Origin of the sequence: Nostoc sp. KVJ20 (assembly GCF_001712795.1) — a bacterium.
GTDB lineage: Bacteria > Cyanobacteriota > Cyanobacteriia > Cyanobacteriales > Nostocaceae > Nostoc.
On the sequence record NZ_KV757569.1, the window covers coordinates 1 to 13,393 of the forward strand.

The 13,393-nt window shown below is 41.7% G+C and carries 14 protein-coding genes; 10 read left to right on the forward strand and 4 right to left on the reverse strand.

All coding sequences use genetic code 11. From position 1 onward, the window contains the following. Positions 1-192 precede the first annotated feature (192 nt). The 7 genes from A4S05_RS05540 to A4S05_RS05570 all read left to right on the forward strand — a co-directional run bounded on the left by A4S05_RS05540 (position 193) and on the right by A4S05_RS05570 (position 4,472). Positions 193-639: a hypothetical protein gene (locus A4S05_RS05540; RefSeq protein ID WP_069068835.1), complete on the forward strand. Its 447-nt coding sequence runs from the start codon at positions 193-195 to the stop codon at positions 637-639. Beyond that, positions 620-1,570: a hypothetical protein gene (locus tag A4S05_RS05545; RefSeq protein WP_069068836.1), complete on the forward strand. Its 951-nt coding sequence runs from the start codon at positions 620-622 to the stop codon at positions 1,568-1,570. Before A4S05_RS05540 ends, A4S05_RS05545 begins: the two co-directional genes overlap by 20 nt. A 234-nt stretch (positions 1,571-1,804) precedes the next feature. Next, positions 1,805-2,035: a hypothetical protein gene (locus A4S05_RS05550; RefSeq protein WP_069068837.1), complete on the forward strand. Its 231-nt coding sequence runs from the start codon at positions 1,805-1,807 to the stop codon at positions 2,033-2,035. After that, the gene (locus tag A4S05_RS05555) at positions 2,032-2,295 is read left to right on the forward strand and encodes a ParE family toxin-like protein (RefSeq protein ID WP_069068838.1); all 264 of its coding nucleotides are present in this window, start codon (positions 2,032-2,034) and stop codon (positions 2,293-2,295) included. Before A4S05_RS05550 ends, A4S05_RS05555 begins: the two co-directional genes overlap by 4 nt. A gap of 80 nt (positions 2,296-2,375) precedes the next feature. After that, a complete protein-coding gene (locus A4S05_RS05560) occupies positions 2,376-2,630 on the forward strand; it encodes a hypothetical protein (RefSeq protein ID WP_069068839.1) in 255 nt (84 codons plus the stop codon). Beyond that, positions 2,627-2,974, forward strand: coding sequence for a type II toxin-antitoxin system RelE/ParE family toxin (locus A4S05_RS05565; RefSeq protein WP_069068840.1), 348 nt, complete (start codon positions 2,627-2,629; stop codon positions 2,972-2,974). Before A4S05_RS05560 ends, A4S05_RS05565 begins: the two co-directional genes overlap by 4 nt. Positions 2,975-3,263: 289 nt before the next feature. Continuing rightward, complete coding sequence (locus A4S05_RS05570) at positions 3,264-4,472, forward strand: NupC/NupG family nucleoside CNT transporter (protein WP_069068841.1); 1,209 nt, start codon at positions 3,264-3,266, stop codon at positions 4,470-4,472. A gap of 72 nt (positions 4,473-4,544) precedes the next feature. Here the strand turns inward: A4S05_RS05570 and A4S05_RS05575 are convergent, their stop codons facing one another. Further along, the gene (locus tag A4S05_RS05575) at positions 4,545-6,281 is read right to left on the reverse strand and encodes an ABC transporter ATP-binding protein (RefSeq protein WP_069068842.1); all 1,737 of its coding nucleotides are present in this window, start codon (positions 6,279-6,281) and stop codon (positions 4,545-4,547) included. A 166-nt stretch (positions 6,282-6,447) separates the two neighbouring features. After that, the gene (locus tag A4S05_RS05580; RefSeq protein WP_069068843.1) at positions 6,448-7,665 is read right to left on the reverse strand and encodes a lipid-A-disaccharide synthase-related protein; all 1,218 of its coding nucleotides are present in this window, start codon (positions 7,663-7,665) and stop codon (positions 6,448-6,450) included. A 361-nt stretch (positions 7,666-8,026) separates the two neighbouring features. Between A4S05_RS05580 and A4S05_RS05585 the strand changes: the two genes are divergently transcribed. Beyond that, complete coding sequence (locus A4S05_RS05585; RefSeq protein ID WP_084226994.1) at positions 8,027-9,745, forward strand: ankyrin repeat domain-containing protein; 1,719 nt, start codon at positions 8,027-8,029, stop codon at positions 9,743-9,745. A gap of 292 nt (positions 9,746-10,037) precedes the next feature. Here A4S05_RS05585 and A4S05_RS05590 read toward each other — a convergent pair whose 3' ends face one another. Next, the gene (locus A4S05_RS05590; protein ID WP_069068844.1) at positions 10,038-10,583 is read right to left on the reverse strand and encodes an RNA 2'-phosphotransferase; all 546 of its coding nucleotides are present in this window, start codon (positions 10,581-10,583) and stop codon (positions 10,038-10,040) included. 58 nt (positions 10,584-10,641) lie between these two features. Continuing rightward, positions 10,642-11,958 (reverse strand): amino acid permease, encoded by a 1,317-nt coding sequence (locus A4S05_RS05595; protein ID WP_084226995.1) that lies wholly within the window; start codon positions 11,956-11,958, stop codon positions 10,642-10,644. 403 nt (positions 11,959-12,361) lie between these two features. On the opposite strand from A4S05_RS05595, the gene A4S05_RS05600 reads away from it, so the two are divergent. Together A4S05_RS05600 and A4S05_RS05605 are read left to right on the forward strand one after the other, a co-directional pair. After that, positions 12,362-12,577 carry a toxin-antitoxin system HicB family antitoxin gene (locus A4S05_RS05600; protein ID WP_069068845.1) on the forward strand — a complete coding sequence of 72 codons (216 nt, stop codon included), beginning with the start codon at positions 12,362-12,364 and terminating at the stop codon, positions 12,575-12,577. 192 nt (positions 12,578-12,769) lie between these two features. Beyond that, the gene (locus A4S05_RS05605; RefSeq protein WP_069068846.1) at positions 12,770-13,375 is read left to right on the forward strand and encodes a Uma2 family endonuclease; all 606 of its coding nucleotides are present in this window, start codon (positions 12,770-12,772) and stop codon (positions 13,373-13,375) included. Positions 13,376-13,393 lie beyond the last annotated feature (18 nt).

The following is a 13,393-nucleotide window of genomic DNA, read 5'->3' on the forward strand; positions in this document are numbered from 1 at the left end:
TTCCCTCCTAATTTTCTGTCTGCAGGGATTTTATTGTTTTTATACCCCTATGTCATCTTTCTTGGTATGTAACTAGCAACTTGAGTTACTACAGAAACACAAACTATAAAAGATTATTGGTGGAAACATGGATATGGCTCTTCTGGGAGTAACCGTGATGATGGAGTTGTTGTCTTTGGAAAACTCCTCTCGTTGACGGGACTTGGTAAATTTATAAATGGCAGGAGAGGACAGCCATCGCGTATCGAATGGAGTCAAAATGCGAAATCTTTAATTGATGCAGCATGTAATTCTGATAAGTCTGATTCAACGTTAGAAGAAGAGTCTTCAGCTATTGATTATGAGCAGATAGATGTGATTGATTCTACGCCAGTTTTCAAGGATAATTCATCGGTCAGCCAGACACCTGCTGCTGAATCTAAATCTCATATAGAGCTACCGTCGTTGCGGGGTACAACACTGAGTGTTATACCGACTACTATTTCAATTAATGTTGACATGAGTGAATGGGATACCAGCAAAATCATTACCTTCTTCAAAGCTACTCACGGAATTTTTGACGATGATCGAGAATCTGACTTATCAACTACCTACTCACAAAGTATCAGTGAGTCTAGTGATGGATATAGTAATTCGTAGTTCCTATAGTAAAGCCAGCCTAGACTCTTTGGAAAAATATACAGGAAAAAGTAAGCCCTATGTCAAAAGTGCAGTTGATGCTGCTTGCTTACTTAGAATGATAGACAACCAAGATAATGGTTATTTTGCCACGGTCAAGCAATGCTCTGAGTTGCTTACTGCTAAACCTTCTGAAGAGTTGAAGATTGCTGTATTTAGAAAGTGGCTTCAAGCATGGGAGCCTTTTATTCTTTTTCTTCGTCACTTAGCGATGGGAGATAGCCTCGAAGTATCAGCTAGGAGGCTAAGTTCTTTTTACTCTTTTAATAAGGATATTAAAGCAATTTTCGAGTTGCTAAGTCTGTGGGCTAAGACCTGCAATTTAATTGATGCTAAAGGATCTTTAATCATCAAAGAGTATGAATTAGAGGTAAAAGAGCTAACAGAAGATTTTTCTAGAGATTTGCTAGATGATGTAGGAGTAAGACTTTACTTAAACAGAGTCCTTGGTGATGAGGTCTTCCAATGGCTTACCCACAGTGAACTTGAAGAATTGGTAGTTAGTCTTCTTACTTATCAAGATAACCCAAGAAGTGCTATCGAATGTTCGGGAAGAGCTTACGAGGATATTTTGAGAAGGCTTTCTGTTGAAATTGGAACTATTGACATTAAGAAAATTAGAGCAAAGTCTGGCATTTCAGAATTAGCCAACAACGTTTTGTATGCTTACAGGGATGATTCGGGAACTGCTTATAGTTTCATCAACACTAAACAACGTGATATTTCACAAGCAATCGGATCTATTCGTAATATGGCAGGTCATAGCATGGAAGCCAAATCTATGGAGCGATGGGAACTAAGTTCAACCGCAGCTATTGGCAAAATACTGACAACTATTTCATCAATAAGAAGTCTCTTCCACTACATAAAGTACAGCAAGTATTTATTCTAGTTAGGTTTGGTGACTATTATTAAGTAGTGGCACAGGCTAACACTGTACTTGTTGAACATTTTAAAATAATTGGGTATTTGAGCGATGTCTACGACGGGCTACAGCTACGCACAACACTTGCTCATTGTGTTTGGGTTAGAGTCAATGATGTTGTCAGGCATGAGAGTTTGATGAATAAAGAGGGGTGATCGGTGCTAGCTTTAAGAGCAAAGCGTTGCGTGAGAGCAATTCACTATGTCATCAACAGCAATTACCACCGTAATCAAAATGATGGAGTCTTTACCCATTGAGGTACAAGATCGAATTGCAGAGCATCTGCGGGAATACATTGATGATCTACAAGATGAAATCACATGGAATGAATCGTTCCAGAGAACACAATCAAAACTTATTGCTGCTGCGAAACTTGCCAAACAAGAAATTGCAGAGGGACAAGCCACTGCAATGAACTACGACCAGCTATGAAGTCAGCAGTACTTCCTTCCTTTTGGTATGAGTATCGACAGTTGAGCAGCGAAATTAGGCAAAGTGCCAGGAAAGCGTATTGGCTGTGGGCAGAGAATCCATTTCACCCCTCTTTACATTTCAAGTGCATCAACACTCAGGAGGGGATTTGGTCAGTGAGGGTAACGCGAGGCTATCGGGCACTTGGAGTTTTGGAAGAAGACACAGTGACATGGTTTTGGATTGGTAGTCATGACAATTATGAGCGTTTCTTTGGGTAAGTCTGTATATTTAGATAGCTACTGATTGCTGTGTTTGCTAGAATATCGCGCAGAGGCTCAATGCCAAAGGAAGTAGCTCTATGCCAATTGTCATTACCCTTAGCCCAGAATTAGAAGCATTATTACGCGACAAAGCTGCTCGGCAAGGTCAAGATGTTAGTCTTGTAGCATCTGAGTTGCTTACCAGTGTCTTAGAGTTGGAAGTACAAGAATCAGAAGAGGCAATAAAGGGGATTCAACAAGGATTAGATGATTTTGAGGCAGGACGGTTCCGATCTTTTCATGAGTTTGCCCAAGAACAGCGTCGCAAGTATAATCTGCCAGCTGATTCATGAAATATCGCATCGAAATTTCCAGTGTGGCGGAGTTTGAAGCAGACAGTGCGTTCCTACGGTTGTCCCAAGTCACATCCCCTTTAAGGGCAAGTCAATGGTATGCCGAATTGCTGCAAGCGATTGATTCTTTGTCTCAAATGCCGAAGCGCTGTCCTTTAGCACCAGAAAATGAGTATTTCAGCCAAGAAATTCGACAAATACTTTATGGTCGAGGACGCAACTCATACCGCATCCTTTTCACTATTTTGGAGGATCAAGAAGTATCTATGGTGCGTATTCTGCATATCCGGCACACTGCACAGCAAATCCTGGGTGAAGATCCTGAAGAACCCAACGCCACCTAATGGGCGAGTAGCAAAATCAATGGTTGGCGGCTGGAAGCGATCGTTTTGCATAGTAATGTGCGATCGCTAAATTCTGATTTATACTATTTCACGAAAATCTTGATACATATAGATTTTTCGTAGGGGTTTAGCAGTGCTAAACCCTTACCCACGTATTTGTATCATTATTGAAGTGAAATGGTATTACAGCATCAAAACTCTAGTAATTGGCTACAAAACCACAAAAAAATGCAGATTTTGTGTATGCTCTGTGACTAAGTGCCTTAGCAATACCTTTCCAGGAGTCAACATGGAACGCGCCATCTCTGCGTTGGGAATATTAGTTTTTATCGGTATATCCTATGCCTTCTCTATTAATCGTCGTGCGGTGCGTTGGCGTATAGTGGCATGGGGTTTGGGATTGGAGTTTGCATTTGCGCTAGTCATTCTTAAAACTCCTTGGGGTTTGACTGTGTTTAAATCTCTGGGAGATATTGTCAGCCAATTTTTAGCATTTTCTGATGTCGGTGCAAAATTTGTCTTTGGAGAAAATTTTAAAGATCATTTCTTTGCTTTTCAAGTGCTGCCGACCATTATCTTCTTCTCTGCTTTCATCAGCGTCTTGTATTACTACGGCATTTTGCAGATGGTGGTAAAGGTGATGGCGTGGGTAATGATGAAAACGATGAAAACATCGGGTTCTGAATCTTTATCCTGTGCAGGTAATATCTTTTTGGGACCAACAGAATCAGTGTTGATGGTTAAGCCTTATGTAGCCAATATGACGCAATCAGAACTCCATGCCGTGATGACTGGTGGTTTTGCCACAATTGCCGGTGGAGTACTAGGGGCATATCTTTCCTTTGGCATCCCAACAGAACACCTGATTGCTGCTTTCTTTATGACTGCTCCCATGTCATTGGTGGTATCAAAATTACTTTACCCAGAAACAGAAGTTTCAGAGACGCTTGGTAAAGCAAAAGTAGATGTAGAAACGAATTATGTAAATGTCATAGATGCTGCTACTACTGGAGCAATTGACGGTGTGAAGCTAGCAGTTAACGTTGGGGTGATGATTATCGCCTTTTTGGGATTATTGGCTGCTCTCAATGCACTTTTGGGATGGTTGGGATCATTTGTAGGCTTACAGCAACTCTCACTACAGTGGATTTTATCTTTTGTTATGGCTCCCGTGGCGTGGCTAATGGGCGTACCTTGGGATGATTGTCGGCAAGTTGGGGCATTATTAGGTACAAAGACAATTTTGAATGAGTTTATTGCTTTTTTAGATTTAAAGGCACTAATTGAGAGTGGTAAAATCTCTCGACGTGCAGTAACTATTACAACTTACGCATTATGTAATTTTGCGAATATAGGTTCAATTGGCATTACCATTGGTGGCATTGCCGCGATCGCACCAAATCGCCAGCATGACTTAGCTCGCATGGGTGTAAGGTCAATGATTGGCGGATTGTTAGCGGGTTTTATTACCGCTTGTGTTGCTGGGATGTTGATATGAAAAAGTTAGAGAGACGGGATAAATCGCCGTCTCTACAGGTAATTTATCCATCAATTATTTATTGACAAACTACTACTCATCTGTAGAGTAGAACTGTTGGGCGTAAAAACGGGCATACCGTCCTTCTTGAGACAACAGGGAGGTGTGAGTACCAGCTTCAACCACCTCTCCTTGTTCGATGACGAGAATGCAATCAGCCCGACGAACGCTGCTCAAGCGATGGGCGATAATAAACACGGTACGGTTTTGCATCACTCGTTCTAGTGCTTCTTGAACTAGTGCTTCTGATTCAGAATCGAGGGCAGAGGTGGCTTCATCCAGGATCAGAATTCGAGGATCGTTGGCAACTGCTCTAGCGATCGCTAATCTTTGGCGTTGTCCTCCTGATAGGTTAACTCCCCGCTCTCCCACCCAGGTATGATAACCCTGGGAAAACTGGGTGATAAAGGAGTGAGCATTGGCAATCTTGGCTGCTTCTTGAATCGCTGATATATCTAATTTTTCCTGACCGTAACCGATATTTTCAGCGATCGTTCCCGAAAAAAGAGTAACATCTTGGGGAACAATGCCAATTTGATGGCGCAAGCTGGTGAGTGTGACATCACGGATATCAATATCATCAACCAGAATTTGACCTTTCTGAGGGTCATAAAAGCGAAGTAAAAGGTTAATTAACGTCGATTTACCTGCTCCAGAAGAACCAACCAAGGCAATGACATCACCAGGAGAAGCGTTCAAGCAGAGATCCTTTAGCACTGGCTGATCGGCATTGTAGGCGAAATCGACATGACGATACTCTACCTTGCCCATAACTCTTGGCATTGCCTGAGCATTCGATTTTTCGCTGATACTAGGCTCCTTCGCCATCAGTTCAAAGATGCGTTCAACAGAAGCTTCAGTCTGTTTGTACTCGTTGTAGTTGCTAATCATCAGGTCGATTGGCTGAATCAGTAAAGCCACAGCAGCTAAGAAACTGATAAATCCTTGAGCAGTCAGCTGATTCTGAGAAATCTGCCATCCTCCCAATAAAAACAGCAGCATAATACTAACTGCTTCCAAAAAACCAACAACGGGAAACTGAATGGATTTGAGTTGTAGAGCGCGATACTTAGCTTGGCGATTGATTTCTGCTTCTTGATTGAACCGCTTCACCTCATATTCTTGGGCTGCAAAAGCTTGAACGACGCGAATCCCGCTAAATACTTCAGTTAGCATCGCCGACAAATTGGAAACCTGATTTTGGCTCTGGCGAGATAGCACGAGTAATCGCTGACCAAATTGCCCGATCAACCAAGCCATTAAAGGAGCCAAAATCAAACCCGCAAGAGTGAGCGGCCAATTCAGGTAGAGCATGTAAATGGGAATTGCAATTAACTGCAACAAATTGGAAAGAAACTGATGGGATAACTTGTCTACAATTTCGCCGACGCGATCGATATCTTCTGTCAGACGATAAGTCAAGTCTCCTGTCTGTGTGGTTTCAAAGTAATCTAATCCAAGTTTGTGCAGGTGAGCATAAACCCGCTTACGCAAGTTTAAAACCATGTTCAGGGCAGCAGCAATCATAAAGACATTCTGCCCGTATTGACAAAGCCCTCGAACCAAAAATACCACAGTGGCTAGTCCGAGCCAGTAGGCAATCCGGTTTACATTTCCCTGGCCAAGATAAAAAGCGACCTGACCTGCTAAATAGGGCACTGCTAGGGTGAATAACACAAATCCTAGAATACAAGCCAATCCCCGAATTAACAGCGGCCATTGGGGCCAGAGATAAGGCAACAGTTGCCAGTAACTAGAGCGGACTTTCATAGGTAAGTAAGAATTCAGGAGTTAGGAGTCAGGAGTCAGAATTCAGAATTCAGGATTCAGAATTCAGAATTCAGAATTCAGGAGTTAGGAGTCAGAATTCAGGAGTTAGCAAGAAAGGTAGACCATGCTACCCAAGTGTGCTGACTCCTAAATTCTGACGCAATTTCTACTCAGTTTCTCCTAAAGAGTTTAGTAGAAAGCGGGCAATTCTCTCAGATGCGCCGGGTGGGCCAAATCGCTCAGGGCCATTTTCTTTGCACTTTGCGAGGTAGTCTGAATCTTGTAAAGTTTCAACTACTCGTTTCGCTGCTTGCTTGAGAATCTCAGGGGTTGCTGGCTTAGTGCCGATGGTTTGGGCAGAAATGCCCAACAGCCGCGTTTGCGCTTCTGCAAATTGATAGGTAAATTGCGGGCCCTCTCCAGGAATCTGGATGATCGGTTTGCCGATCGCTACAGCTAAATCCACTGCCAACCCTGCCATGCCAATGACGAGGGTAGAGTAATACAAGATATCACTGAAGGCATCTGAGTAACATCTCACTTCTACAAGCGGTGATTCCTCAGCAGAACTTCCGGGAGGAGAATAGGTGAGTATACCTTGATTCAGTTGCCAACCTTGACTTTTAGCAATGTCGTCTAATTGTTCCATCAAATTTGGTACCAAGGCGGCGCGAAACTGGAATCCTGACTCAGGCATCACCTTGGCAATTTCTACCACCAGTTGTAACTGCAAACAGAAATTTCGTGCGGCTTCCGGCATCCGCGATCCTGGTAAAAGTGCGATCGCAGGAACGTCCGGTTTCAGGTACAAATCTTTACCAACGGGGACGAGGCGATCTAAAGCCGGAATACCACCAAACTGAGCTTTAGCTATACCTTGCCGCTGGAGATCAGAAGCCGTATAGGAATCTCTGGTAAAAACTGTCAGACATCGAGAAGAATTCAGATCGTGCCACAGCAGCGGATTGATCCGCAATTGCCCTTCATAGATGGCAGAAAGACAAGAGATAAACGAAACAAAAGGACGTTTTGTTAAGTAAGCAAATGTCTGGGAGACAAAATCCCCAGTAGCCATAATTAAATCGCAGTTGGGAGCATACTGTAACACCGCTTGTAACTGTCGCCACGTTAACCCAATCAATCCCGATTGAAAATCTTTGAGCAAATAGAGGCGCTTCATGTAAAAGAATCCCCCAGAGGGCATCGTTTGTGTGGGCCCAATAATGGGAATGTCCAAGCTGCGGTAAGCTTTTCCTTCCCCCACAATCGGCATTGCCGCCATCTCAATAGAAGGACACAATTGGCGCAAGGTCTGAATAACATGAGAGGTGTGGTTGTCCTCTCCGTGGCCGTTACTGATAAACAAGATTCGCTTAGAAGGCATCTTAGGGTCTTGGATAGGTCTAAAATGTTTGTTTGGTGAGATTTTTAACCTACATTGGGTGAGTAGGCAAAGAGATTGATAGTATTTTTACTCTTGAGAGTTTGTAATTTTATAGACAAATCTACAAAGTTCCTTTTTCAGATGTTAACCGCAATGGAATTACTGCTAATCCCTGTTTTTGCAGACGCTAATCTATCAGAGAATACAGTATTAGGAGTACAAGCGCTATGGGTAAATTGATCTTGGCGGCATTACGGGGATAGCACCGAATCGACAGCATGACTTGGCTTACATAGGTGTAAGGTAAATATTTGATTCTGCAAGACCGATAATTTATATCAGAAGTAAACTTAGAAAATTTATGCCAAAAATTCATATTTATGTACAGCGGGGAGATATTGCAGAAGTCGCACGCCAAATAGCTAATGGCGTTGATATTGATTGCCTAGATGAGTATTCCCAGCAAACACCATTAATGTGTGCAGTTAGTAGTGCTAATGCAGGTGTTGATATGATTCGCTTCCTCTTGGAAAATGGCGCGAATGTGAATGCTGTTGAACAAGAATTTGAAAATACCGTACTTGGGTTGGCTGTGCAGTCAGGAAATCTAGATAAAATCCAATTGATTCTGAATTCTGGAGCGGATATTAACTATCAAAGCCCAAATGGATATGATGTCTTAATCAATGCTATGCATGGTCGAGATATCTTGCAGGATCAAAACTTAATATCAACTTTGAATTTTCTCATCTCTAGAGGTGCTGCTGTCAATGGCATGAGTAGCTATGGTGAATCTGCAATCAAAATAGCTGCTCATATTGGGAGATTTGATGCTGTCAAATTATTATTGAACGCGGGTGCTAACCCAGAGCAACTGGGATGGACAGAATTAATGCACGCTATAGTTTTTGAGAGCTTAGAGCGAGTAAAGTTATTGATAGAGCAAGGAGCAGATCAAGATGTGCGTGATTGTTGGCATAGAACTCCTTGGTTATTGAGTATTCAAATGGGCGAATTACCTAAAGCCAAATTACTCCTAGCTGCGGGAGCAAATCACAACGATGTGGGAAACTGCGGAAAAACGCCATTAATGTATGCGATAGAAAATAATAGGCTCGAAGTCCTACAGTGGCTAATTGCTGAGGGATTTGATATTGAAGCCACTGATGATTTTGGTAGCACTGCGTTAATAATCGCAGCAGAACATGGTGCTACTGATTGTGTCAGAATTTTACTAGAAGCTGGCGCCAACCCCAGCAGAATAAATCATTGCAATGACCAAGCCATTAAGATAGCGACAAACAAGGAAATTGTCAAAATGTTAATTGCGGCTGGTGAAGATGTGAGCGATATTAACGATGATATGCGGCGATCGCTCACCGGAATTGCCAACAGCAAATTCTACTTATCAGAATTATCACCAGAACAATATTTTGCTGGCAAAAATCCGCGCTTTGGCAAAACCAATCCAGAATTGATGCAAATACCTTTTTGGCAGATGATGATTTATGAAGGTTGTTCTGCTTATAGCGCACAAAAGACTTTTAATGATACAGGAAATCGGCAATATAAAGTATGGTGCTACGATAGATTTGGCAGAACCATTACACAATTACCAGATGGCAGAATTGTAGAAATTGCTGGTGAACATGAAGACTACTACGACTCTAATTTTTGTATATATAACGATGTTGTCGTTTTTCAAGGTGATGGTAGTTTTCAGATTTTTGGTTACCCCCAACATGTTTTTCCGCCAACTGATTTTCATTCAGCGACATTAGTTGGAGAATACATATATATTATTGGCAGTATAGGATACCTCGGTACAAAAGTCTATAATGAAACCCCAGTTTATAGATTACATATCCACACATTTGAAATAGAAAAATTAGAAACAACTGGTGAGAAGCCAGGATGGATAAGTAGACACAAAGCTGACTACAAAGAACCAGATAAAATTTATATTACTGGTGGCAAATTGTGTGTAGCTAGTAATGATAAATCAGAAGATTATATAGATAATTCTGTGGATTACATCTTAGATTTAATCAACTTAACTTGGAGCCGAGCTACTGTTTAATACCAATTCAATTAATTATTACAACACATCCTTGGGTAAAGACGCGATGAATCGCGTCTCTACAAATGGTCTATTTGTCGCATTCTTTTTTCAAATTGATATAAATATGAAAAACTCTACCCACAATGGAATGGGAGCATCTCCGGCTCCGCTCCTGAATTCTGACTTCTGAATTCTGAATTCTTCTTCAACAGCGTTTCTTGAGCAACTGAGGTACACTCAAATTTTTGTTTTACAGAGTTAGTTGCTTTGAAAATGTACTTCAACAGTCCGGGAACAACTATATTCAAATTCAATTTTTTTTTAGATACTCAGGCGGCACATGATCGACTAACCAAACACCATTAGCAGAACAATAGAAGATGTAACCCGCCTGATGCATTGCCGCAGTATTTACAGCAAAAACCACTGGTTTTCCATGTCTTGCACCAACAATCTGTGCTGTTTCTATATCCTTTGATAAATGGACATGATGCCGTGACATTTTGCAAAGTCCTGTTTGCAGAATTGACTCTACAGATTTGCATCCCGTGCCGTGATAAAGCTCATCTGGGGGAACAACAGGTTCCAATTGTAAATCTACTTTTACACTATGTCCTTGGTTTGCACGAATAAGATTACCTGTAGAATCAAAAGAAAAGCGTTGTTTCTCGTTGAATTCAACTACTACCTCTAATTCTTGACGGGTGAGCGGAAATTTGTTTCTAGCACAAGCACTGAGTAGTTCATCAACAGCAACCCAACCACCGGGAGCAAGTTTAATTCCAATGGCATCCGGTGTGTGTCGCAGATATTTGCTGAGATATTTGCTGATTTTGACGAGGCGAGAATCACTCATTTAATTGTGGTTGGCATATTTATACTACAAATATATACTTTTATAGTACATCAAATTTTTATTGATGGTAAATTGACAGGATTTGTCTTCCCATCATGGCTAATGCTACTCCAATCATGACAATGAGTGTCACCTTTCCACCAGGAACCAGTGGTTGATTTATGCTATCTAAGTTTTCTTGTTCTTGACGTTGCTTCCAACTCATTAATGCCGGCATAATTCCACCGAGAACTGAGATACTAAATGTTCCAGTGTAATCTAAGGCAGTAAAAAAGATGCTGGGATTGAGCGTTCCGAGAGTCATCGGAGGGAAAAGAACCAGCGAATAGAGGGGGAGGCGTCTAGAAAGTCCACCTTGTGCAAGGAGAAAAATATCTTTGAACAAATCTAGCAATCCATACACAAATCCAATAAATGATGTTGCGATCGCAAATTCTGAAAAAATGGATACTAGCACTCCTAACCATTCCCCCGCCCCACCTGCTCGGAGAATTTGCAGTGGGTCAAAAACACTTGTACCGTCAGATGTGTTATGTAGCATATCGGGACTGACGCTTCCTAAAATTACGGCATTCCACGCCAAGAACATAATTAGAGGAATTACAGAACCAATAAAGATGGACTGACGAATTTTGCCAGCATCCCCTTCGAGTTGCGTCACAACCAACGGCACAACGTTTTGAAAAAATAGCGCCACAGACATTACTGAAATGGCACTACCAAGGGCACTCCAGTCCTGAAATACTAGTTGGGTACTCTGAATGTGCCCTCCTGCCAGAAATAATAGTCCTAAGAAGGAAACAATGACAATTCCGACAAAGGCGCTGTTTAATTTCTCAATAAACTTTTCTCGCCCAAGATACATAATCCCACCAAATAAGAGCGTAAAAGTCGTTGTGCCCACCCACATAGGCAATATTTGCACACCCCAGACTTTTGCCGCCGCAGATCCTAAAATCTCTCCACCCTTGGTGACGTATGCTACCAAGAGAGCATAGTGCATGAATAAATATGCGCTGCCTGCAATTCGCGCTCCCAGCTTACCAAGGATTTTCTCAACAATTCCCAAAAAACCTATACTCGGACGCCCTTCTGTTCGCATCATGTTTAAGGTAACTTCCGCAACCAATAACCCTGAAACTAAAGCGTAGAGCCAAACAGCAATTAGTCCAGATGTAGACGGCACAATACCAGACGGCAGGGTAACGGCTGGTAGGGCGAGAATCCCAGCCCCAACGGTGGTTCCCGCAATCAATGCAGTACTTCCCAATACACTACCCGGTTGATGATTGAGTTTTTTTCCATCAAATTCGAGATGAGAAAACAACCGGGTGACTTGCTCTGAATCTTGGAGAACAGTCTTTATGGGAACCATACTGAATATCCGTACCTAAACCAAACAAACAATATTAACATGTGGAAATATTCTTCGCAAAAACCCTGCTTTTTATGGTTTTTCAGCTAAATTTTTGTGATCAATCAGCGTAGGCGTAGCCCGTCGTAGACATCGCTAATTTATTATCAACACAAATTTTGGAGTTCAAATGTCACTTCTAGTACTTTATTAATTAATTAGATTACGCAGTCGGGAACATTGTCCCCATAACAAATGTGGTTTAAATAAATGTAAATGAAAACTTGTCTAAGGGGAGGAAGAATCTAACGATCGTCTTCGCTCACAAAATTGAATAATTTAATTTCTGGAAGTCCCTAAATACTTTATCTATAGCTAGACTAGACGATCGCAACCTGAAGAAATTATTAGGAGTTAAACAAAAATGGCAACTTTAACTATTCGTTTACCAGACGATAAGCATAATAGATTGAAAGAACTTGCTCAAGCCAAAGGCATCAGTGTCAATAAATTGATTGAAGAACTTTCTACCATAGCTCTGGCAGAATTTGATGCCCATACAAGATTTAAAGCAATGGCTGCAACTGGCAACTCAGAAGAAGGTTTAAGAATACTGGCTAAACTTGATGCTCTGACATAATAGAGCTTGTAGGGCGATTATGAAAACACTAACCGGAGCCGATCGCCCACATCCACCCCATCACCAAAAGTGCGAAGTGGAATAGCCCGTCGTAGACATCGCCAAGTTTAAGAATTGTCCTGTGGATCTGGCGCTTTCCCAGTGGTTAGATACTTTAAAATTAAAACAACATACTTTCAGGAGATTAGCTCAATGACATATATCTCCCAAAAAACCCTCACTAAAGAAGATTTTCTCTGCCAATATCAAGATAACTCCCAATATGAATTAGCAGACGGAGAAATAATTGACATGGAACCCACTGGCCCCCACGAAACGGTGAGTGGGAAAGTTGCAACCCAAATTGGTATACACCTTGTTGCAGAACAACTTCCCTGGGTTATTCCTCGCACTTGTTTAATTTACCCCTTCGCAGATGCAGCTACAGCTCGTCGTCCTGATGTTGTGGTTCTTGATGAAACCGTTCTCGACCGTGAACCTCTTTGGGAGCGAGAACCCGTAATTACGCTGGGACGCTCAATTAAACTGGTGGTTGAAGTTGTTAGTACTAACTGGGAAACTGACTATGCACGCAAAGTTGAAGAGTATGCAATTTTAGGCATTCCCGAATATTGGATTGTAGATTATCGAGGATTGGGTGGAGTCGCATTTATTGGTAAACCTAAACAACCTACTTTCACTGTCTGTCAACTAGTTGAAGACACTTATACTCAACAGCAATATCGATTAAATCAATTAATAAAATCACCGCTTTTGTCCCGTCTTCAACTTCGCTTAGATGATACTCTTCCTCGTTGAATATATTAATACGATGAA